Annotated in this window: 20 protein-coding genes; 9 read left to right on the plus strand and 11 right to left on the minus strand. The window is 49.3% G+C overall.

Annotated elements, in window-relative coordinates:
• Positions 1–61: 61 nt before the first annotated feature.
• Positions 62–1,357, minus strand: a complete 1,296-nt coding sequence (locus A0G03_RS01730; protein ID WP_048260056.1) for a Gfo/Idh/MocA family oxidoreductase — start codon at positions 1,355–1,357, stop codon at positions 62–64.
• A gap of 526 nt (positions 1,358–1,883) precedes the next feature.
• Here A0G03_RS01730 and ogt point away from each other — a divergent pair.
• The 3 genes from ogt (at position 1,884) to uspE (ending at position 4,574) form a co-directional block, all read left to right on the plus strand.
• Positions 1,884–2,417 (plus strand): methylated-DNA--[protein]-cysteine S-methyltransferase, encoded by a 534-nt coding sequence (gene ogt, locus A0G03_RS01735; RefSeq protein WP_048260055.1) that lies wholly within the window; start codon positions 1,884–1,886, stop codon positions 2,415–2,417.
• Between the two features lie 268 nt (positions 2,418–2,685).
• Positions 2,686–3,432 carry a fumarate/nitrate reduction transcriptional regulator Fnr gene (gene fnr / locus A0G03_RS01740; protein WP_005968491.1) on the plus strand — a complete coding sequence of 249 codons (747 nt, stop codon included), beginning with the start codon at positions 2,686–2,688 and terminating at the stop codon, positions 3,430–3,432.
• A gap of 191 nt (positions 3,433–3,623) precedes the next feature.
• A complete protein-coding gene (uspE, locus tag A0G03_RS01745; protein ID WP_048260054.1) occupies positions 3,624–4,574 on the plus strand; it encodes a universal stress protein UspE in 951 nt (316 codons plus the stop codon).
• 184 nt (positions 4,575–4,758) lie between these two features.
• Here uspE and pntB read toward each other — a convergent pair whose 3' ends face one another.
• Positions 4,759–6,147, minus strand: a complete 1,389-nt coding sequence (pntB, locus tag A0G03_RS01750; RefSeq protein WP_048260053.1) for a Re/Si-specific NAD(P)(+) transhydrogenase subunit beta — start codon at positions 6,145–6,147, stop codon at positions 4,759–4,761.
• A gap of 10 nt (positions 6,148–6,157) precedes the next feature.
• A complete protein-coding gene (gene pntA, locus A0G03_RS01755) occupies positions 6,158–7,687 on the minus strand; it encodes a Re/Si-specific NAD(P)(+) transhydrogenase subunit alpha (protein WP_048260052.1) in 1,530 nt (509 codons plus the stop codon).
• Between the two features lie 581 nt (positions 7,688–8,268).
• Between pntA and ydgH the strand changes: the two genes are divergently transcribed.
• Positions 8,269–9,222: a DUF1471 family protein YdgH gene (gene ydgH, locus A0G03_RS01760; protein ID WP_048260051.1), complete on the plus strand. Its 954-nt coding sequence runs from the start codon at positions 8,269–8,271 to the stop codon at positions 9,220–9,222.
• 176 nt (positions 9,223–9,398) lie between these two features.
• On the opposite strand, the gene kdsA is transcribed toward ydgH, so the two are convergent.
• The 6 genes from kdsA to hemA form a co-directional block, all read right to left on the minus strand.
• Positions 9,399–10,253, minus strand: a complete 855-nt coding sequence (gene kdsA / locus A0G03_RS01765) for a 3-deoxy-8-phosphooctulonate synthase (protein ID WP_048260050.1) — start codon at positions 10,251–10,253, stop codon at positions 9,399–9,401.
• 74 nt (positions 10,254–10,327) lie between these two features.
• The gene (sirB1, locus tag A0G03_RS01770; protein ID WP_048260049.1) at positions 10,328–11,137 is read right to left on the minus strand and encodes an invasion regulator SirB1; all 810 of its coding nucleotides are present in this window, start codon (positions 11,135–11,137) and stop codon (positions 10,328–10,330) included.
• A gap of 2 nt (positions 11,138–11,139) precedes the next feature.
• Entirely contained in the window at positions 11,140–11,541 is a 402-nt protein-coding gene (locus A0G03_RS01775; RefSeq protein WP_048260048.1) for a SirB2 family protein, read from the minus strand.
• A 5-nt stretch (positions 11,542–11,546) separates the two neighbouring features.
• Positions 11,547–12,392: a peptide chain release factor N(5)-glutamine methyltransferase gene (gene prmC, locus A0G03_RS01780; protein ID WP_048260047.1), complete on the minus strand. Its 846-nt coding sequence runs from the start codon at positions 12,390–12,392 to the stop codon at positions 11,547–11,549.
• Positions 12,392–13,474: a peptide chain release factor 1 gene (prfA, locus tag A0G03_RS01785; RefSeq protein ID WP_048260046.1), complete on the minus strand. Its 1,083-nt coding sequence runs from the start codon at positions 13,472–13,474 to the stop codon at positions 12,392–12,394. The genes prmC and prfA overlap by 1 nt, the downstream gene beginning before the upstream one ends.
• Before the next feature lie 33 nt (positions 13,475–13,507).
• On the minus strand, positions 13,508–14,764 hold the full coding sequence (gene hemA / locus A0G03_RS01790) for a glutamyl-tRNA reductase (protein WP_048260045.1): 1,257 nt from the start codon (positions 14,762–14,764) through the stop codon (positions 13,508–13,510).
• A 231-nt stretch (positions 14,765–14,995) separates the two neighbouring features.
• Between hemA and lolB the strand changes: the two genes are divergently transcribed.
• From lolB to prs, 3 genes are all read left to right on the plus strand, one after another.
• Positions 14,996–15,619 carry a lipoprotein insertase outer membrane protein LolB gene (gene lolB, locus A0G03_RS01795; RefSeq protein ID WP_048260044.1) on the plus strand — a complete coding sequence of 208 codons (624 nt, stop codon included), beginning with the start codon at positions 14,996–14,998 and terminating at the stop codon, positions 15,617–15,619.
• A gap of 3 nt (positions 15,620–15,622) precedes the next feature.
• Positions 15,623–16,495, plus strand: coding sequence for a 4-(cytidine 5'-diphospho)-2-C-methyl-D-erythritol kinase (gene ispE / locus A0G03_RS01800; RefSeq protein ID WP_048260043.1), 873 nt, complete (start codon positions 15,623–15,625; stop codon positions 16,493–16,495).
• 137 nt (positions 16,496–16,632) lie between these two features.
• Positions 16,633–17,580 carry a ribose-phosphate diphosphokinase gene (prs, locus tag A0G03_RS01805; RefSeq protein WP_010274915.1) on the plus strand — a complete coding sequence of 316 codons (948 nt, stop codon included), beginning with the start codon at positions 16,633–16,635 and terminating at the stop codon, positions 17,578–17,580.
• A gap of 163 nt (positions 17,581–17,743) precedes the next feature.
• On the opposite strand, the gene ychH is transcribed toward prs, so the two are convergent.
• Positions 17,744–18,013, minus strand: coding sequence for a stress-induced protein YchH (ychH, locus tag A0G03_RS01810; protein ID WP_011093745.1), 270 nt, complete (start codon positions 18,011–18,013; stop codon positions 17,744–17,746).
• A gap of 312 nt (positions 18,014–18,325) precedes the next feature.
• Here ychH and pth point away from each other — a divergent pair, with 312 nt between their 5' ends.
• On the plus strand, positions 18,326–18,913 hold the full coding sequence (gene pth / locus A0G03_RS01815; RefSeq protein WP_048260042.1) for an aminoacyl-tRNA hydrolase: 588 nt from the start codon (positions 18,326–18,328) through the stop codon (positions 18,911–18,913).
• A gap of 129 nt (positions 18,914–19,042) precedes the next feature.
• Positions 19,043–20,134, plus strand: coding sequence for a redox-regulated ATPase YchF (ychF, locus tag A0G03_RS01820; RefSeq protein ID WP_048260041.1), 1,092 nt, complete (start codon positions 19,043–19,045; stop codon positions 20,132–20,134).
• 195 nt (positions 20,135–20,329) lie between these two features.
• Here the strand turns inward: ychF and A0G03_RS01825 are convergent, their stop codons facing one another.
• Positions 20,330–20,917 carry a DUF4303 domain-containing protein gene (locus A0G03_RS01825; protein ID WP_048260040.1) on the minus strand — a complete coding sequence of 196 codons (588 nt, stop codon included), beginning with the start codon at positions 20,915–20,917 and terminating at the stop codon, positions 20,330–20,332.
• Positions 20,918–20,980: the final 63 nt, after the last annotated feature.

The following is a 20,980-nucleotide window of genomic DNA, read 5'->3' on the forward strand; positions in this document are numbered from 1 at the left end:
TAGGGGCAGACAGGTACTACGGATGCGGAAGCTTTTTCTGCCGAAATGGCAGAGACTCAGATTAATTTCCTCTTTTCAGATTAACGGCCAGTTCGCTTATTTTCACTGGCAGTTCGGTGCGTAATGACCGATTGGCGGCAATACCGGTTAAAATAGACATTGCCCCATCTCGGTAATCCGCTGCACGATGTAATGGATCTGGTTCCGGTGTACCAAACAGATCGTTTAACATGACCTGATCGCCGCCGCCGTGTCCGCCCGATTTAAATTCAACCGGTACGACATAAGGCTCGTCAAACATCGGATAGATCTTTATTTCACATTCATTCAGCGCACCTTCATCCTCTTTTTGTCCGCCTCCGTTTACGTAAGATTTTTCTACTAGTTTCATTTCTAACCGACCCTTGCTGCCATTAAACACCACATTCAGCCCTTCCCAAGGTAAATACGCGTTTAATGAATACGTCATGATGGCTTTGTTTTTATAGCGCACCATCACACCCAGCACATCTTCAATATTAATACCGTCATCGAAGACACTTTTATCGCGGTAATAACCATCTTCGTGTTCAGCATCTAAATATAAAGCCGTCAGCTGTTCGCTTTGATTCATATGCAACGCAAACGGATCGCTTTCCGCGGCGGCGCTATTATGTGAACGTGAATAGAATTCTGTGACACCACGCGCTTCAGCATTCGCTTTGCCATAAAAACGCAGATCGCCTTGCGCATAGACCGTTTCCGGTTCGCTGTTCAGCCAGAAATTGACCAGGTCGAAATGGTGCGTGGATTTATGCACCAACAGCCCGCCGCTATTGCGCTTGTCACGGTGCCAGCGGCGGAAATAATCTGCCCCGTGCTCGGTATTCAACAACCACTCAAAATGAACGGAATAGACTTCACCAATCACCCCTGCCGCAATTAACTCGCGGACTTTACTGTGGTGTGGTGCGTAACGATAATTAAATGTCACCCGTAATTTACGGCCAGTGCGATTAATCGCATCAATAATGGCCTGACATTTTTCTTCGTCAATCGTCATCGGTTTTTCACTGATGACATCACAGCCTAATTCCATTGCCCGGATAATGTAATGATGATGCGTTCGGTCTATAGATGTCACAATAACAATATCGGGCTTGGTTTCCGTGATCATCTGCTCAAACCGATCGGCATGATACGTTGCCACATTATCGTGTCCAAATTTATGGACAATACGGTTGGCGTAATCCATTCGCGTCTGATTTGTATCGCAAAAAGCAACAAATTGTCCCTGATCCTGATAATCTCTGGCAATCGACTCTAGATAAAGGCCCGCGCGGCCCCCCGTTCCCACTACGGCATATTTCTTTTTCATTCTGTGTATTTCCTCCAAATAACGTAGGGCACATAGCTACACTCTTATACCTTTGCCATAAAAAATAGAGCATACCGACATACTTCACCTTCACATTATTGCCATGTGATGATGTTACCTGGCAGTAGGATAAAGATTGGCATGATCCATCTCGCATAAATATAAATTAGAGCATTTCCATTTTAGTGATTGATTTTATTGAAAATATAAAGCGATATATCTCTCTGCATCCCTAGTATTGAATGTGCGCTGGCTTGCGTAAGTGTCACCCGTCAACGGGATTCGCTCTAACACGCGCGGCTTGTTACATAAAAACCAACCAGCTATGTTTTCTACCCAAATCTCAGCCCTTCTCTCTTGTCAGGGTGAAAAGCCGCCCTTAGCTATGAACGTGATGGTTTTCTCTTTTTCCACCTCACCGCATGACATATCTCGCATTTTATTTTCAATCCTACGGCTGATGCCGGATAATCAACACGTAACTAATGAGAGATGCAGGAAAGCGACAAGCGCGTAAGGAATCACTATGCAGATTTTTTTCCAGGACACGATGGCAACTCCGCTTGGGGAGTTATTGATTATTGCTGATGAAAATAATCATTTACGTGCCGTCGAATGGCGCGAGTATGAAGACGATTTATTTCGCTCACTCAATCGCAGTTATCGAAATGATCCCTTTTCGTTACAACCGCGTCATAATCCCGGTGGCCTGACAGACAGTCTGCAGCGCTATTTTGATGGCGAATTAGCGATTATTGATACCCTGCCTGTCGCTTCCGTAGGGACGGAATTTCAACAGCAAGTTTGGCGGGAATTACGTCGAATTCCCTGCGGCGAAATTACTACGTACGGCGAACTCGCCACGCTGTTGGGACGTACTGGCGCAGCGCGTGCAGTCGGCATGGCAAACGGCTCAAACCCTGTCAGCATCGTGGTTCCGTGCCATCGCGTCATCGGTACTGGCGGTGCACTGACGGGTTATGCGGGAGGGATTCATCGTAAACAGTGGCTGTTAGCTCATGAGGGCTACTTACCGCATCAAAATAGTTTACCGTTATAATTATAACGCCGCGACACGCAAAATTTTTTAACCAAATTGCTTATCGCCGTAAGTGATTTGGATTAATCAACGTGTTAACCGTTCGATAACGCAATAGACGAAAATATTATCGCCACGCAACACTTATATATCGAAATATTTTCCAGAAAAATCGAAAAATTATAGTTAGTTCACTATTTATTGGTCTATTCCGGTGATTGTCGGTCTTATCACGGCCGATAAAAGCTGTTAAAATTGACCAATATCAATTATTGCCTGAGCAAAGCCTATGATCCCGGAAAAGCGAATTATCCGACGCATCCAGTCTGGCGGTTGTGCAATCCACTGTCAGGATTGCAGTATCAGTCAGCTATGCATCCCTTTCACCCTGAATGAACACGAGCTCGATCAGCTCGACAACATCATTGAAAGGAAGAAGCCAATCCAGAAGGGACAAGCGCTGTTTAAAGCGGGTGATGAGCTGAGATCGCTGTACGCTATCCGCTCCGGTACGATAAAAAGCTACACTATCACCGAGCAAGGCGACGAGCAGATCACGGGCTTTCATCTGGCGGGCGATTTGGTTGGTTTTGATGCTATCGGTACCGCTCAGCACCCAAGTTTCGCCCAGGCGTTGGAAACTTCAATGGTCTGTGAAATCCCTTTCGAGACGCTGGACGATCTGTCAGGGAAAATGCCTAACCTACGCCAGCAGATGATGCGCCTGATGAGCGGTGAAATCCGTGGCGATCAGGACATGATCCTGCTGCTGTCGAAGAAGAATGCTGAAGAGCGTCTGGCAGCGTTTGTCTACAACCTCTCCCGCCGTTTCGCTCAGCGTGGTTTCTCACCACGTGAATTCCGTCTGACCATGACGCGCGGTGATATCGGTAACTATCTGGGCCTGACCGTTGAAACTATCAGCCGTCTGCTGGGGCGTTTCCAGAAGAGCGGTACGCTAGCAGTAAAAGGGAAATACATCACGATCGAAAATATCGATGCGCTTTCCGAATTAGCAGGGTCTTCACGTAAATAATATTTCCAGTCTAACTATTTGACGTTGCCACTATTTTTACTGTGGTAACGTCAACGTTCTATCCTCCCTTTCCTCGTCGTTCGTGATATTTCTTATTTTGTTATTCTGCGGCTTATCTCTGTTGTCCAAAGCGATTCCATTGCGGTACTCTTGATTTACAGGCTGTGGAGTAACAGCTGTTTGGAGGAGCTATGGCAAAGTATCAGAATTTACTGGTAGCTATTGACCCAAATCAGGATGACCAACCAGCGCTGCGTCGGGCGGTTTACCTGGTTCAGCGACTTGGCGGCCGTATCAAGGCATTTCTGCCGATTTATGATTTCTCTTATGAAATGACCACCCTGCTTTCCCCCGATGAAAGAGTGGAGATGCGTCAGGGCGTTATTCAACAGCGAACCGAGTGGATTGAGGAGCAGTGTAAACACTACCTTGAAGCAGGCGTTTCGATAGAAATTAAAGTGGTTTGGCACAATAAGCCATTTGAAGCCATTATTCGGGAAGTGATTGCCGGGCAACATGACCTGCTGCTGAAAATGGCACATCAGCACGATCGGCTGGAAGCGGTTATCTTTACGCCAACAGACTGGCAGTTACTGCGCAAATGCCCTTGCCCCGTGTGGATGGTAAAAGATCAGCCATGGCCGACCGAGGGCCGTGCATTGGTTGCGGTCAATCTGGCCAGTGAAGACCCTTATCACGATCCCCTCAATATCAAATTAGTATCAGAAACGCTGGAACTGGCTAAGCAGGTTGACCAAACCGAGGTTCACTTGGTTGGCGCCTACCCGGTTACTCCTATCAATATCGCCATTGAATTGCCTGATTTCGATCCTAGCGTCTATAACGATGCGATTCGAGGGCAGCACCTGATTGCCATGAAATCGCTACGCCAGAAATTCAGTTTGGATGAGCGCGTGACGCACGTAGAAAAAGGGCTGCCAGAAGAAGTGATTCCCGATCTGGCGGAGCATTTGCAGGCAGGCGTCGTGGTATTAGGGTCGCTAGGCCGAACCGGCCTTTCCGCCGCTTTTATCGGCAACACCGTCGAACACGTTATCGATCATTTGAAGTGCGACCTACTGGCGATCAAACCCGATGACTTCGTTTCACCGATTACACAGGAAGACGGCAACAACAGCTGACTCCATGTTTCATCACGTTCGAATCAAATAATGCCAGCCTCAGCGCTGGCATTATTTTTGGCAATACGATGCGACGCACATACAACGTAAATCATGGCGACTAAAGCTTATTTCAAATGTAAAAAAGAGATATAAAAAAGGGGCGATATTCGCCCCTTTCGTTTTCTACTTTGTCACGTCACGCTTACAGCGCTTTCAGAATCGCCTCAACGCTGTCTTTGGCATCGCCAAACAGCATCTGCGTATTCTCTTTAAAGAACAGCGGGTTCTGTACGCCAGCGTAGCCGGTATTCATAGAACGCTTAAACACGATAACATTCTGCGCTTTCCACACTTCCAGCACTGGCATGCCAGCAATTGGACTATGCGGATCTTCTTGCGCCGCTGGGTTAACGGTATCATTCGCGCCAATGACCAGTACGGTGTCGGTGTCGGTGAAATCATCATTAATTTCATCCATTTCCAGCACGATGTCGTAAGGCACTTTCGCTTCCGCTAACAGCACATTCATATGTCCAGGCAAACGCCCGGCAACCGGGTGAATACCAAAGCGGACCTTGATGCCACGCGCACGCAGTTTTGCGGTGATGTCATGCACTGGGTATTGCGCCTGTGCAACGGCCATACCGTATCCCGGAGTGATAATGACCGAGGTTGAGTTCTTGAGCAAATCAGCCACATCTTCCGCTGAAGCCTCACGATATTCTCCGACCTCTTCGCTCTCACTCGAGGAAACGCCATCGGTACCAAAACCACCGGCAATCACGCTGATAAAGGAGCGGTTCATCGCCTTACACATGATGTAAGACAGAATCGCACCAGAAGAACCTACCAGAGCACCCGTCACGATCAACAGGTCATTGCTCAGCATGAAGCCTGCTGCCGCTGCCGCCCAACCAGAGTAGGAGTTCAGCATAGAAACAACGACTGGCATGTCTGCACCGCCGATCGATGCAACCAGATGCCAGCCAAATACCAGTGCAATCGCCGTCATCAGAATCAGCGCCAGTACCTGCAACGCTACGCTGCCTGTGTTGACGAAGACCAACAACAGCAGGAAGGACACAACCAGTGCCGCCAGATTCATTTTATGGCGATGAGGCAGCATCAAAGGCTTAGAAGAGATATTGCCGCGCAGTTTACCAAACGCGATAATCGAGCCTGTGAAGGTCACCGCACCGATGAAGATCCCCAGGAAGACTTCCGTCAAATGGATATTGACCATCACCGGATCGGTGATTTCACCGTGGTCAAGGAAGCTGTTAAAGCCCACCAGTACCGCAGCCAAGCCCACAAAGCTGTGAAGAACCGCGACCAGCTCTGGCATTTCGGTCATTTCAACCTTACGCGCCAGATAAATACCGATTGATCCACCGATCGCCATAGCGACGATGATCCAACCAACGTTGCCAGAATCAGGCCCCAGAATCGTCGCGATCAGCGCAAGTGCCATACCGCTGATACCAAAGATGTTCCCTTGTTGCGACGTTTCGTGCTTGGACAACCCAGCCAAACTGAAAATAAAGAGAATTGCGGCAACAATGTATGCAGCAGTTACTAATCCACCAGACATGTGTTACCCCTTAGTTTTTACGGAACATTTTCAGCATGCGCTGAGTCACGGTGAAACCACCGAAAATATTGATGCTGGCAATCAATACGGCAATGAATGAGAAGAATGACACCCATCCGCCATGACCGATTTGCAACAATGCTCCGACAACGATAATGCCTGATATCGCGTTAGTGACTGACATCAATGGTGTGTGCAACGCGTGGCTGACATTCCAGACAACGTAGTAGCCCACCACGCAGGACAGCGCAAAAACAGTAAAGTGAGACAGGAACTCTTTAGGTGCGACATTAGCCAGCCAGCCAAACAGCAGAATAGCGATCACGAGGAATGCATATTTCTTCCACGGTGATGTGGGCTTAGCTTCAACTTTCACAGCCGCAGCGGCAGGTTTCGTTTGCTGTGGTTGAGCTGAAACCTGAATCGGCGGAGCCGGCCAGGTGATTTCGCCTTCTTTAACAACGGTCACACCGCGAATCACGGTGTCGTCAAAATCAACGTCAATTTCGCCGTTTTTCTCTTTGCAGAGTAACTTCAGCAAGTTAACCAGGTTCGTGCCGTAAAGCTGTGAGGATTGTGTCGGTAGACGGCTAGGTAAATCGGTGTAACCGATAATTTTGACGCCGTTTTCCGTCACGGTCACGCGGTCGGCAACGGTCAATTCGCAGTTTCCGCCCGTTTGCGCGGCTAAATCGACGATCACGCTGCCGGGCTTCATGCTCAGCACCATCTCTTTAGTGATCAGCCGTGGAGCCGGTTTCCCAGGGATCAGTGCGGTAGTGACGATAATGTCGACGTCTTTCGCCTGTGCGGCAAACAGTTCCATTTCCGCTTTGATAAAGGCTTCAGACATGACTTTGGCATAGCCATCGCCGCTGCCAGCTTCTTCTTCAAAGTCGAGTTCGAGGAACTCGGCGCCCATGCTCTTAACCTGCTCTTTTACTTCAGGGCGGGTGTCAAAAGCACGAACGATAGCACCCAGACTGCCCGCAGCACCGATCGCGGCCAAACCTGCCACACCCGCGCCAATAATCATGACTTTGGCAGGCGGGACCTTACCTGCTGCGGTAATTTGCCCAGTAAAGAAGCGGCCAAATTCGTGGGCAGCCTCAACGATAGCGCGATAGCCTGCGATGTTAGCCATCGAGCTGAGCGCATCCAGTGACTGCGCGCGCGAAATACGCGGCACGGAATCCATTGCCATTACCGTCACTTGACGGGCAGCCAGCTTCTCCAGCAGTTCTGGGTTTTGTGCCGGCCAGATAAAGCTGACAACCGTACTACCCGCACGGGTCAGTTCGATTTCATCATCCTGAGGCGCATTGACCTTCAGGACGATATCAGATTGCCAGACTTCCGAACTGTCAACAATTGACGCGCCGACTTCTTCATATGCCGCATCGTCAAAACTTGCCAGTTTTCCCGCTTCACGTTCTATCGAGACCGTAAAGCCCAGTTTCAGCAGTTGTTCAACCGTTTTCGGCGTCGCTGCAACACGGGCTTCATTGGCCAACCGCTCTCTTGGTACACCAATACGCATGCTGATACCCTTTTCGCTTATTTTTAACGAAGGTTATTATTCTCACCCTACTCTGTTATACGAATTCGCCGAGACCTGCTGCACCCTATATCCCCGCATTCACGCGGTAGGAAGAGGGTCTTATCCTCTTCTTGCCACACGCTTTTTTGGGGCGTCTCACTGTAGCGAACTCATTTATAACGTACTGAAAATGTGATCGATGATCCATAAATAAAATGAATTTCACAGAAAAGCCGAGTTATTACAGGTTCTGCCAGCCTTTCTTGGTCGAAAATCATGCTCTTCTCAGCCTTTTGTAGCATTATTACAGAAGTATTTGTCTGTGCTGTTTCACAAAAACGGTGTGTTACAAGGTTGTTACCGCGATAAATCACATAAATATCCCTTATGATGTCAAAACAATCATTAACCGTTATTATTAGCACTTTTCTTGTTCTCATCCGAAGTATCACGGCTTTTTAGCTCCGCTGAAAATGCTAAAGCACAAGAATTTATTCCGTGCGATAATCAGCCCTATTCCGTTACAGGTTGATTGCTATACCTTAAATAATTCGAGTTGCAGGAAGGCGAAAGGATTTTTTATGAAGCTGAAGACTACTGTTATTGCATCCACATTATTGTTATCACTCTCGGCATTTTCAGCGCAGGCGGCACAGGAACTGACACCTGAGCAGGCAGAATCCCTGCAACCTTTTGAGCGAATTACGTTTAAAGGACGTTTTAACGCAATCAATGAAGCGGTTGCCGCAGCATCAAAACGCGCCGACAAAGCGGGCGCAGCGTCGTTTTATGTGCAAGCTATGGATGACGCGAATTCGAGCGGGAACTGGAACGTGACTGTCGATCTGTATCGCAAAGATGCACCAAAGGCGAATCAGGACACCCAATTCCGCACTTTCTACGGTGTAAAAGAGCTGCCGAAAGATGTAGCTTACGGGCTGGAACCGTATGACACGGTAACCGTCGGCGGATTCTTCCGTAGCCAGCCTGACGTGAATGATGCCATTGCGAAAGCGGCAAAAGAGAAAAATGCAGATTCGTTCTACATCGTCCGTCAGATTGATGTGAATTCGAATAGTGCCAACCAGAAAGTCACTGCCTACATTTATAAAGCCGATGCACCGAAGCGCCAGACCCAGAGCACGGACGTGATTCCAGCAGATTCTGATGCAGGTCGTGCCGCGCTTGCTGCCGGTGGTGCAGAGGCCGCTAAGGTAGAAATTCCTGGTGTCGCTAACTCAGGTAGCCCTAGCCGTAACGTAGGTAACTTCTTTGAAACCCAATCATCAAAAGGCGGACGTTACACGGTAACGTTAACGGATGGTTCCAAAATTCAGGAACTGAACAATGCCACAGCGGCTCAGATGGTGCCTTTCGATTCGATTAAATTCCGCGGTAACTACACTAGTATGACACAGGTGTCTGAGGCCGTAGCCAAACGTGCGGGTGAGAAAGGGGCTAAGTACTACCACATCACCAGACAGTGGGAAGGCAAAGGCAACAATCTCACGATCAGTGCCGATCTCTATAAATAACAGCAGTCGTATAGTGTTGTAGAGAACAGCGAAGCTGTATAAAACACAAAAACCCGCGATATCGCGGGTTTTTTTATGGCGAGCTTCCTGCCCGCTACCCTGCGGGCCGTCGCAAGCGACGTTGAAAAACGTTCCCTACGTTTTTTATGTCAGTAATCAACCGACAGTGAGTAAGCTTACTTGTTGGTATCCAGTTCTGGGAAGCTTTTCACCAGATCGTCAATCGCTTTAATCTGTTGCAAGAACGGCTCCAATTTATCCAGCGGCAGCGCGGATGGACCATCACACTTCGCGTTAGCCGGATCGGGGTGAGCTTCAATGAATAACCCCGCCAGACCGACAGCCATACCAGCACGCGCCAGCTCGGTTACCTGTCCGCGACGGCCACCGGACGCTGCACCAAACGGGTCACGGCACTGTAGCGCATGCGTAACGTCAAAAATCACAGGTGAACCGTTGGAAGCGTGCTTCATGACATTGAAGCCCAGCATATCCACAACCAGATTGTCGTAGCCAAAGTTACTGCCTCGATCGCACAGAATCACCTGATCGTTGCCACCTTCGATAAACTTATCGACGATGTTCCCCATTTGACCAGGGCTGACGAACTGCGGTTTTTTAACGTTGATCACTGCGCCGGTTTTCGCCATCGCTTCTACCAGATCGGTTTGGCGTGCTAAAAACGCAGGAAGTTGGATCACATCAACGACATCGGCAACGGACTGCGCCTGATTTGACTCATGCACATCAGTGATAATTTTTACGCCAAAGGTCTGTTTCAGCTCCTGGAAGATTTTCATCCCTTCTTCCAAGCCGGGACCACGGTAAGAGTGAATCGAAGAACGGTTAGCCTTATCGAATGACGCCTTGAACACGTAAGGAATACCCAACTTCTGCGTGACCGTGACGTAATGCTCACAAATGCGCATCGCCAGATCGCGTGATTCAAGAACATTCATGCCGCCAAACAGCACAAAAGGCAAGTCGTTGGCAACGGGGATATCCCCTATCTTGACCACTTTATTCGTCATACTTTTACCTTCATGTCGGGAAATAAATTAACGCTGCATTACTGCAAAACGGTTTCTTAATGTAAGACTGTTTTTTAATGCAAGACAATCTGTTTTTGCTCTATCGAGTGAATCTGTACTTTTATCATTTCACTCACTGGATCTTCCGGACACTGTTCAACGAAATAGTTGAGATCGGACAGTGCGATATGATCGCAATCCAGTTGAGCATAAATCAGGCCACGATCGCGGATTTCATACGGATCGTCTGGGTCAAATTGCAATACCGCTTCACTGGCTCTCAACGCCAGTTCCATCTGTTTCTCTTCCATCAGAGCGACTTTCAACGTGTCGAGCATTTTACGCACGATCAGGACGTTTTCCGCTTCATCCAAATCTTCATCCAGCAAGCGAGTTGACGGGCCGATGTTACCTTTAAGCCAAACCTCCAGCACATGCTCGCTCAACGTATCGCCATTGAGCGGATTGATCAGCCACATCTCTTCGTCGAGCCAGTCGGCACGCAGAATCAACTGCGTCGGGAAAATTACTGGCATCAGCGGCAGGCCGAGTTCGTTTGCGATATGCAGGAAGATGATGCCAAGTGACACAGGCATACCCTGACGAGATTCCAGCACCTGATCCAGCCACAGTGCATCAGATAGGCGATAAACACCGCCAGCACCGCCGAATCCCCAGGTGTGATAAAACAGCTCAATCAGTTTTTCAAGCTGAAGGTCTTGCTCAAGGCCGTCAGGAATAGCGGCTCGGGCGCTCTCAACCAGCTGTTGCAGATTTTGCCGCACATCCTGAGCGGGAAAGTCGCGGCGAATAGCCTGTGAAACCAACACGACACCATCACTTAGCAGTGACTGGTTGAATTCAAAATCAGCAATAGCACTCATAATTATTCCATCAGCAACGGTGACTGGGTCAATGCCAGCAGCACGACCACACCAAAGCATATTAAAGCAGATACAAACGCCAGCCAGCGAACGTTCTGGCTACGGGGGCGTTTCCCCAAGGCGATAGCGCCAAGAAGGATATAAATGATAACGCCAAACAGTTTTTCCGTCAGCCAGCTTTGCTCGGGCGTAAACGGATAAGTGTGACTCAGAATGATTAAACCAATACCGCTGATCAATAACAAGGTATCGTTAATATGTGGCAGAATTTTAACCCAGCGCTGTTGCAGTAGAACCGATTTCTGACACAGCCAGAAAAAACGGATGACAAACAGGGAAATACTGATGCCAACCGTTGCCAAATGAAGATATATCGTAGCTGGGTAAAGAGTTATCACGTCCATTGCTCCTAATAATTGATGGTATCCAACCAGCGCCCTAACGACACGCGGTCATTGCCACCATAGTCCTGACAAGTTTCTATTTGTGTAAATCCTTGCGCCTGCAACAGTTGGCGCACAGCATCACCTTGCTGCCAGCCGTGCTCCAATAGTAGCCAACCGCCGACGTCTAAATAATGCGGAGCGGATTCAATAATAGTGCGTAAATCCGCCAATCCGTTGTCGGCAGCAATCAGTGCGCTGGCAGGTTCAAAGCGAACATCCCCCTGTGACAGATGCACATCATCAACATCGATATACGGAGGATTACTGACGATAAGCGCAAAGCGCATGTGATCGAGCGGTGAATACCAGCTTCCAGATAAGAAATGGACGTTATCGATTCCCAATTGCTGGGCATTTTTTGTCGCTAACGCAATGGCATCCGGTTGGATGTCGACGCCAATCACACGGCAATCACGTCGCTCGCTGGCCAACGCCAGTGCGATCGCGCCGGTTCCAGTGCCCAAATCCAGCACGGTGCACGGCGTTTGAGGCAGACGCAACAATGCTTGTTCGACCAGGCATTCTGTATCGGGACGGGGAATCAACGTGGCAGGTGAGACGGCCAGCGGCAGCGACCAGAACTCACGCACACCGATCAAATAGGCGATGGGTTCTCCCTGCTCCCGACGCGCCAGCAGTTCAGTTAACTGCTGCTGTTCAGTTGCGCTCAGTTCGGTTTCACCAAACGCTAGCAAGAACGTGCGCGACTTGCTGGTCACAAAGCCCAGTAGAATTTCTGCATCTCGCTTCGGGCTTTCACCCGCTGCGAGTTGCGCTGTTGCAGAGGTTAACCAATCCTGATACGTCATTATTCCTGCTCGGACAACGCAGCAAGCTGATCGGCCTGGTATTCCTGCACCACAGGCTGAATCAGCGTGTCCAGTTTCCCTTCCATGACTTCATCCAGTCTGTAAAGCGTCAGGTTAATGCGGTGATCGGTCACCCTTCCCTGTGGGAAGTTGTAGGTACGGATACGGTCAGAGCGATCGCCAGTGCCGAGCAGGTTACGGCGCGTTGATGCTTCTTCCTGATGACGTTTCTGCATTTCTGCCGCACGAATACGCGCGCCCAACACTGACAACGCTTTAGCTTTATTCTTGTGCTGTGAACGTTCGTCCTGGCATTCCACAACAATGCCGGTTGGCAAGTGGGTAATACGGATAGCGGAATCGGTGGTGTTAACGTGCTGACCGCCTGCGCCAGAAGAGCGGAAGGTATCGATACGTAAATCCGAAGGGTTGATGTCTGGCATCTCAGCTTCTGGCACTTCCGCCATGACGGCGACCGTACAGGCTGACGTATGAATGCGTCCCTGAGATTCAGTCGCAGGAACACGCTGCACGCGATGGCCGCCAGATTCAAATTTAAGCTGGCCGTACACACCGTCGCCGGATATTTTGGCAATAACTTCTTTGTAGCCGCCATGTTCACCATCGCTGGCACTCACAACCTCCACGCGCCAGCGGCGTGATTCGGCATAACGGCTGTACATACGGAACAGGTCGCCAGCAAAGATCGCCGCTTCGTCACCACCGGTCCCCGCGCGCACTTCAAGAAAACAGCCGCGCTCGTCATCGGGGTCTTTCGGCAACAATAGCACCTGAAGCTCCTGCTCCAGTACTTCAATTGTCGCTTTACCCTCTTTCAATTCTTCCTGCGCCATATCGCGCATTTCGGGATCGTCCAGCATCATTTCTGCGGTCTGTTGATCCTCTTGCGCCTGCTGCCATTGCTGGAAACAGCGGGTAATATCCGTAAGCTGTGCATATTCTCGCGACAACGCGCGAAAGCGATCCATATCAGCGATGACGCTGGGCTCACCGAGTAACGCCTGGACTTCTTCGTGGCGTTCTTGTAATGCTTCCAGTTTAGCAACAATAGAAGGCTTCATGCGGGCGGTTAAATCCTGTAATAGAGATGAATGCTAGTCCAGCCCAAGGCTGTCACGTAAAATTTGTAACCGATTTTGGTCGCCGTCACGAGCGGCTTGCTGAAGGGATTTGGTCGGCGCGTGAATCAGACGGTTGGTTAAACGGTGTGTCAGTTCCTGAATCACCGCCTCAACGTCATTGCCTTGTTGGATGGCAGCCAGCGCCTTGGCCGTCATTTCCGCACGCAGTTCATCGGCTTGTGCGCGATAATCGCGAATCGTTTCCACCGCGGACTGCGCACGCAGCCACGCCATGAAATCAGAGCTTTCCTGCTGCACGATAGATTCAGCCTGCACCGCCGCGGCTTTGCGCTGCGCAAGATTATGCTGAATAATCGCATGCAGATCGTCCACACTGTAGAGATAAACGTTCGGCAACTTGCCAACTTCCGGCTCAATATCACGTGGTACCGCAATATCTACCATCAGCATAGGCTGATTCCGTCTCGCCTTCAGCGTCCGTTCCATCATCCCTTTTCCGATAATCGGCAATGTACTTGCCGTTGAGCTGATCACGATATCGGCATGAACGAGCTGTTCGTCCAATTCTGCCAGTGTGATGACGTCTGCACCCACTTCCGTTGCCAGTGCCTGTGCGCGCTCACGAGTACGGTTCGCGATCACCATTTTCTGAACATTGTGCTCACGAAGATAACGAGCGACCAGTTCAATGGTTTCTCCGGCACCGACCAGCAGCACGGTGACATCGGCCAGTGATTCAAAAATCTGTCGCGCCAGCGTACACGCAGCAAACGCCACCGACACCGCGCTGGCACCGATATCCGTTTCTGTACGAACACGCTTGGCTACAGTAAAGGACTTCTGAAACAGCCGCTCCAGCTCGCTGGATAGGGAATGACCGCGCTGTGATTCGGCAAACGCCTTCTTCACCTGCCCTAAAATCTGCGGTTCGCCTAATACAAGGGAATCCAGGCCACTGGCAACACGCATCAAATGACTAACCGCGGCATTACCTTGATGCCAGTACAGGCTGCCGTTGACTTCTTCTGGGCGCAATTGATGATATTCGCACAGCCAGCGAATCAACTGCTCACGCTGGTTTTCCTGTTCGTCAACGCTAAGGTAGAGTTCCGTGCGATTGCAGGTAGACAGCACAACGCCGCCCTGCACCAGCGGTTGCTGTAACAGACTGTCGAGGGCCACCCCGAGTTTATCTTGTGAGAACACAACGCGTTCACGCAGAGAAACGGGTGCGGTTTTATGATTAATACCAAGCGCAAGCAGGGTCATTAGGCTGTTTCTGAGTAATACCGGTCTTAGTATGGATTTCGTTTGAGTCGCATTCTACTTGATGCAGGAGTGCAAGAAAAGCGACAGCACGCGATACACCTCATCTGAGGTATACGCTTTTTGACAAAAAACAATAAACGCCATTAACGAATAACAACCATTGACGCTGAGCGGTAAGCCCGTTAGCGTGACGTATTTCACGGACTTCTTCATTTACAGGATACGACCGACATGCCAACCAAAACCGTCCGATGCCTGCGTTTATTGCCTTTAGCCAGCCTATTGCTAGCCGCCTGTAGCGTTAATCAACCGACCCAAACGGGTAAAAGCCCAACCTCACCAGAGTGGCAACAACATCAGCAAAAAGTACAGCAGCTCAGTCAATATCAGACGCGCGGCGCTTTTGCCTATATCTCCGATAGCAAAAAAGTATCAGCCAATTTTTTCTGGCAGGACACGCCGCCACAGCGTTATAGATTACTGTTGACCAACCCGCTCGGCAGCACCGAACTAGAACTGCGTGCCCAGCCTGATGGCGTACAAATCACCGATAATCAGGGCAAACGTTACGTAGGTAAGGATGCCGAATATATGATTCAGCAACTGACCGGTATGGCGATCCCGCTGAATAATCTGCGTCAATGGATCCTTGGCATACCGGGTGATGCAACTGAATTCACGTTAGATGAACGTTATTTGCTGAAAACCATCACCTATCGTCAGGGCAGCCAAAATTGGAATGTCAGCTATCAGAGCTACAACACCGAGCTGACGCCTCCGCTCCCAACCAGCCTGGAATTAGTTCAGGGTGAACAGCGTATCAAGCTGAAGATGAATAACTGGATGGTTAAATAAGCGATGCAACCGACGGTTACCGAGACATGGCCTGCCCCCGCCAAACTGAATCTGTTTCTTTATATTACTGGCCAAAGGCAGGACGGGTATCACCTGCTGCAAACGCTCTTTCAGTTTCTGGATTATGGCGACACGCTGACGATACGACCGCGTAATGACGACCAGATTAACCTGCTTACCCCCGTAGACGGTGTGGAGAACGAGCAAAACTTGATCGTACGCGCCGCACGCTCATTACAACAGCACTGCGAACGCCACAATATTCGCCCTGCACAGTTTGGCGCCGACATCAGTATCGATAAGTGCCTGCCGATGGGCGGAGGGTTAGGCGGTGGTTCATCCAATGCGGCCACGGTGTTAGTCGCCCTTAATCATGTGTGGCAAAGTGGGCTAAACGTTGATACGTTGGCTGAATTAGGGCTGCAACTGGGAGCGGATGTTCCCGTGTTTGTCCGTGGGTATGCCGCCTTCGCCGAAGGCATTGGCGAACAGCTAACACCGGCGAATCCACCAGAAAAATGGTATCTGGTTGCACACCCTGGCGTTAGTATTGCTACACCGTTGATTTTCGGCGATCCTGAACTGACGCGTAATTCGCCAGTTCGTGATTTAGAAACTTTATTAAACCAGACCTTCGTCAATGATTGTGAAGCTATCGCAAGAAAACGTTTTCGTGAGGTTGAACAGCTACTTTCATGGCTGCTAGAATATGCCCCGGCGCGCCTGACTGGAACGGGGGCTTGTGTGTTTGCAGAGTTTGACACCGAGTTCGCAGCCCGTCAGGTGCTTGACCAGGCCCCGGAATGGTTAAACGGTTTCGTAGCACGAGGCGTTAACGTCTCTCCGCTACAACGTAAGCTTTCTGGGCAACTTTAGGTTTTGCTACACACCGGCTGCCGTGCGGCCAGTCTGTAGCAAACTTAATTCATACACCCGTATGCATATTGTACCTGTTGCTCTTCGCTGCTTGGCAGGTACAATATTTCTCTGGACGCAAGCCTGAGGTTCTTCTCGTGCCTGATATGAAGCTTTTTGCTGGTAACGCCATCCCGGAACTAGCACAACGTATTGCCAACCGTTTGTACACTAGCCTTGGCGACGCCGCTGTCGGTCGTTTTAGCGATGGCGAAGTCAGCGTGCAAATCAATGAAAATGTACGCGGTGGTGATATTTTCATCATCCAGTCCACCTGTGCACCCACCAATGACAACCTGATGGAACTGGTTGTGATGGTCGATGCTCTGCGTCGCGCTTCTGCGGGACGTATTACCGCTGTTATCCCCTACTTCGGCTATGCCCGTCAGGATCGACGCGTGCGTTCCGCACGTGTGCCAATCACCGCGAAAGTCGTTGCTGACTTCCTGTCCAGCGTGGGTGTTGACCGTGTTCTGACTGTTGATCTGCACGCTGAGCAGATTCAGGGTTTCTTCGATGTGCCGGTAGATAACGTATTCGGTAGCCCGATCCTGCTGGAAGATATGTTGCAACAGAATCTGGAAAACCCAATCGTGGTTTCTCCTGATATCGGTGGCGTTGTGCGTGCTCGCGCAATCGCTAAACTGTTGAACGATACCGACATGGCGATCATCGACAAACGCCGTCCACGCGCCAACGTTTCTCAGGTGATGCACATCATCGGTGACGTCGCTGGCCGTGACTGTGTACTGGTTGACGATATGATCGACACTGGCGGTACGCTGTGCAAAGCGGCGGAAGCACTGAAAGAACGTGGTGCTAAACGCGTATTCGCTTATGCCACACACCCGATCTTCTCAGGCAATGCTTACGAGAACATCAAGAACTCTGTAATTGATGAAGTGATTGTCTGCGATACTATCCCGCTGGCGGAAAACATTCGTTCACTGCCGAATGTTCGTACGTTGACGCTGTCAGGTATGTTGGCCGAAGCGATTCGTCGTATCAGCAACGAAGAATCTATTTCTGCGATGTTTGAACATTAATTGCTTCTGATCGGATAACCGATCACAAACGATAATGATGGAGCCACCTGTAACAAGGTGGCTTTCTTATTTCTACCGTGTATGTCGCTATAAAAAACAAAAAGCCACCATAGCGAGGCTGCAGCGGCTTTACTGTTCAATGTTCATTCGACTTCATTAACGCTTATGGATGACGCTGGCGGCGGCAACGCTTATCAAAGTGTTTAACCCACCAATAACGGTCTGCGACTTCTTCACGCCCGCTAATACGCGCCCCCACCAACCAAAATATTGCACCAGAAAAAATACCGACCAGATCAATGTAAGTCATATACTCAGGGACATTTAGCTTAGGAAACTGACTGGCGATGGAGAAGCCAATACCACCAATCATCAGAATCATACCAAGCCCCATCAACACATTACCCAATGCTGCCACGTTCTTGCGTTTCATCTGCCACCTCCAGATTAATTCAGTGGATGAATCGGAGTGCCATTACAGGTTACTTCCTTATATTGATGTAATTATAGACAATAACGTGATCGTATGATTGCGGGAGGGATCACAGATAAAGGGAATGATTAATATTTTTTTACGTTTAAACAAATAAATAGACAAAAATACGAATAATCACATCACTAAACAAATAACAATGTATTCACCTTTCAGTGCCGCGATTTGGCTATCCCCCACTCGGTGTGTAAACTAGCGTTCTCATAATCACGCTACCCTGCGTAAGTTTAAGCACGTAATCTGGAATATACCGTGAGCAGCATTAAATTAATTGTCGGCCTGGCTAATCCTGGCGCGGAATATGCCGCCACTCGTCATAATGCGGGTGCCTGGTTTGTTGATCGCCTGGCTGAGTCTTATCGCCAGTCGTTAAAAGAAGAAAGCAAATTTTTCGGTTACACCTCCCGTCTGAGTCTGGCTGGGCAAGATGTGCGCCTGCTGGTTCCCACTACGTTCATGAACCTGAGCGGAAAAGCGGTCGCGGCCGTGGCCACTTTCTACCGCATTCAGCCCGATGAAATTTTGGTTGCACACGATGAACTGGATTTATTACCGGGGATTGCCAAACTTAAACTGGGTGGTGGGCACGGCGGTCACAACGGGCTGAAAGACATCATCAGTAAATTGGGTAATAACCCTAACTTCCATCGTTTACGCATTGGTATCGGCCATCCGGGTGATAAAAGCAAGGTTACCGGTTTTGTACTAGGTAAACCGCCGATGAGCGAACAAACGTTGATCGACGATGCCATTGACGAAGCCGTGCGCTGCACAGAAATTCTGATGAAAGAAGACATGATAAAAGCGATGAACCGCTTGCATGCCTTCAAAGCGGCATAATCTGGTCAGAATGCGGATGGTAGATCGAGATAAATCGCCATTCCGTGTATAATCGGCCGAAATATTTCCATTCTGACAGGCAAGATAAAGTAATTGCCTGATTAATAAGTTATTTAAGGTGATATAAACATGGGATTCAAATGCGGTATCGTTGGGCTGCCTAACGTCGGTAAATCCACTCTGTTCAATGCGTTGACCAAAGCCGGTATCGAAGCGGCCAACTTCCCGTTTTGTACCATCGAGCCGAACACTGGCGTAGTGCCGATGCCCGATCCACGTTTGGACAAGCTGGCTGAGATCGTTAAGCCGCAGCGTATCCTTCCTACTACCATGGAATTTGTTGATATCGCTGGTTTGGTAAAAGGCGCATCCAAAGGTGAAGGTTTAGGTAACCAATTCCTGACCAACATCCGTGAAACGGAAGCCATCGGCCACGTTGTACGCTGCTTCGAGAACGACAACATCATCCACGTCAATAATAAAGTTGATCCGGCCGATGACATCGAGGTAATCAACACTGAATTAGCACTGTCTGACCTCGACACCTGCGAACGCGCCATTCATCGCGTGCAGAAGAGAGCTAAAGGCGGCGATAAAGATGCTAAAGCTGAGCTGGCTGCACTGGAAAAATGCTTACCGCAGTTGGAAAACGCTGGCATGCTGCGCTCGCTGGATTTAAGCGATGATGATAAAGCAGCTATCCGCTACCTGAGTTTCCTGACGCTGAAGCCAACGATGTACATCGCCAACGTCAACGAAGACGGTTTCGAGAATAACCCTTACCTCGATAAAGTGCGTGAAATTGCTGCGGCTGAAGGTTCTGTCGTCGTAGCCGTCTGTGCCGCCGTTGAATCAGACATTGCGGAAATGGACGATGCCGACCGTGAAGAATTTATGACCGAATTAGGTCTGGAAGAACCGGGTCTGAACCGCGTTATCCGCGCTGGCTATGAACTGCTGAACCTGCAAACCTACTTCACCGCTGGCGTAAAAGAAGTTCGCGCATGGACAATCCCTGTCGGCGCCACCGCACCACAGGCCGCAGGTAAAATTCACACCGACTTCGAAAAAGGCTTCATCCGTGCACAGACTATCGCCTATGAAGACTTCATCACCTACAAAGGTGAACAAGGCGCGAAAGAAGCCGGAAAAATGCGTTCGGAAGGCAAAGATTACATCGTTAAAGATGGCGACGTGATGAATTTCTTGTTTAACGTCTAATTTGCCTCTGTTGTCTCACGCGATCTCATTGAATCTCGTGAAGGCTGATAAAATCCACGCAATTGCGTGGATTTTTCATTTTATAGCGTCTCATAGCAGCGCAGTCAAAAAATGAGTAGGTAGATAGGTAAGCACAATCTGATTCTGAACCGCAGCGGGTAAGCACGCACCTTGCTTTCGGTATTTCCACACCGTTCAACCAAAAATTTTAGTCAGCAATACGTCATCAACCGTTTGTCGCATAATACCAAGCAAGTGCTCATCATCAGCATCGTGCAGGGTCACAAAAGCTATAAAATCCGCATGTTGAACAAACTGCTCAAGCGTCGTCTGGGCGCGCATAATTACCCCAGCAGCACATGATACGATCTCTTTTTCGACCACGGATTGATAATATTGCTGATAAAACTCTGCGCCTTTTTCATCATATAATGCGCCTAATTGATCCATAATTTCGCTAAGAACCTGACTGGCTCCATCATCTTCAAGATCCAGCTCATCCAGATGGTACGAAAAATCCCCTGGATTATATTTAATGCCACTGACTCCATCTATATCAAGTGCACTATGGCGCTGATTCTTCCGCTGGAGATACCCAGCCAGTGTAGTATCGAAAGCTCCCAGGGTATTCCAAGAGACTCGAAACCCACCATTTTCAATATCCAAATCCAGGCAGAAGGCATAAACCTCACTGTTTTCCTCACGCGAGGAGAATACCGACGCTGCGCGTTCAATTTGGCGAAAAAAATATGACTCCATCTGGTCAATATTTAAATTAATCATTCAGCTCCCATCATTATCCATCACAAATCAAATCATCAGAAATCGGCTAAATCAATTTCTTAT

The sequence above is a fragment of the Pectobacterium peruviense genome (assembly GCF_002847345.1).
GTDB lineage: Bacteria > Pseudomonadota > Gammaproteobacteria > Enterobacterales > Enterobacteriaceae > Pectobacterium > Pectobacterium peruviense.

Coding starts and splice junctions, on each gene's coding strand:
- A0G03_RS01730 (WP_048260056.1), bottom strand. CDS start 1,357: ATGAAAAAGAAATATGCCGTAGTGGGAACGGGGGGCCGCGCGGGCCTT.
- ogt (WP_048260055.1), top strand. CDS start 1,884: ATGCAGATTTTTTTCCAGGACACGATGGCAACTCCGCTTGGGGAGTTA.
- fnr (WP_005968491.1), top strand. CDS start 2,686: ATGATCCCGGAAAAGCGAATTATCCGACGCATCCAGTCTGGCGGTTGT.
- uspE (WP_048260054.1), top strand. CDS start 3,624: ATGGCAAAGTATCAGAATTTACTGGTAGCTATTGACCCAAATCAGGAT.
- pntB (WP_048260053.1), bottom strand. CDS start 6,147: ATGTCTGGTGGATTAGTAACTGCTGCATACATTGTTGCCGCAATTCTC.
- pntA (WP_048260052.1), bottom strand. CDS start 7,687: ATGCGTATTGGTGTACCAAGAGAGCGGTTGGCCAATGAAGCCCGTGTT.
- ydgH (WP_048260051.1), top strand. CDS start 8,269: ATGAAGCTGAAGACTACTGTTATTGCATCCACATTATTGTTATCACTC.
- kdsA (WP_048260050.1), bottom strand. CDS start 10,253: ATGACGAATAAAGTGGTCAAGATAGGGGATATCCCCGTTGCCAACGAC.
- sirB1 (WP_048260049.1), bottom strand. CDS start 11,137: ATGAGTGCTATTGCTGATTTTGAATTCAACCAGTCACTGCTAAGTGAT.
- A0G03_RS01775 (WP_048260048.1), bottom strand. CDS start 11,541: ATGGACGTGATAACTCTTTACCCAGCTACGATATATCTTCATTTGGCA.
- prmC (WP_048260047.1), bottom strand. CDS start 12,392: ATGACGTATCAGGATTGGTTAACCTCTGCAACAGCGCAACTCGCAGCG.
- prfA (WP_048260046.1), bottom strand. CDS start 13,474: ATGAAGCCTTCTATTGTTGCTAAACTGGAAGCATTACAAGAACGCCAC.
- hemA (WP_048260045.1), bottom strand. CDS start 14,764: ATGACCCTGCTTGCGCTTGGTATTAATCATAAAACCGCACCCGTTTCT.
- lolB (WP_048260044.1), top strand. CDS start 14,996: ATGCCAACCAAAACCGTCCGATGCCTGCGTTTATTGCCTTTAGCCAGC.
- ispE (WP_048260043.1), top strand. CDS start 15,623: ATGCAACCGACGGTTACCGAGACATGGCCTGCCCCCGCCAAACTGAAT.
- ychH (WP_011093745.1), bottom strand. CDS start 18,013: ATGAAACGCAAGAACGTGGCAGCATTGGGTAATGTGTTGATGGGGCTT.
- ychF (WP_048260041.1), top strand. CDS start 19,043: ATGGGATTCAAATGCGGTATCGTTGGGCTGCCTAACGTCGGTAAATCC.
- A0G03_RS01825 (WP_048260040.1), bottom strand. CDS start 20,917: ATGATTAATTTAAATATTGACCAGATGGAGTCATATTTTTTTCGCCAA.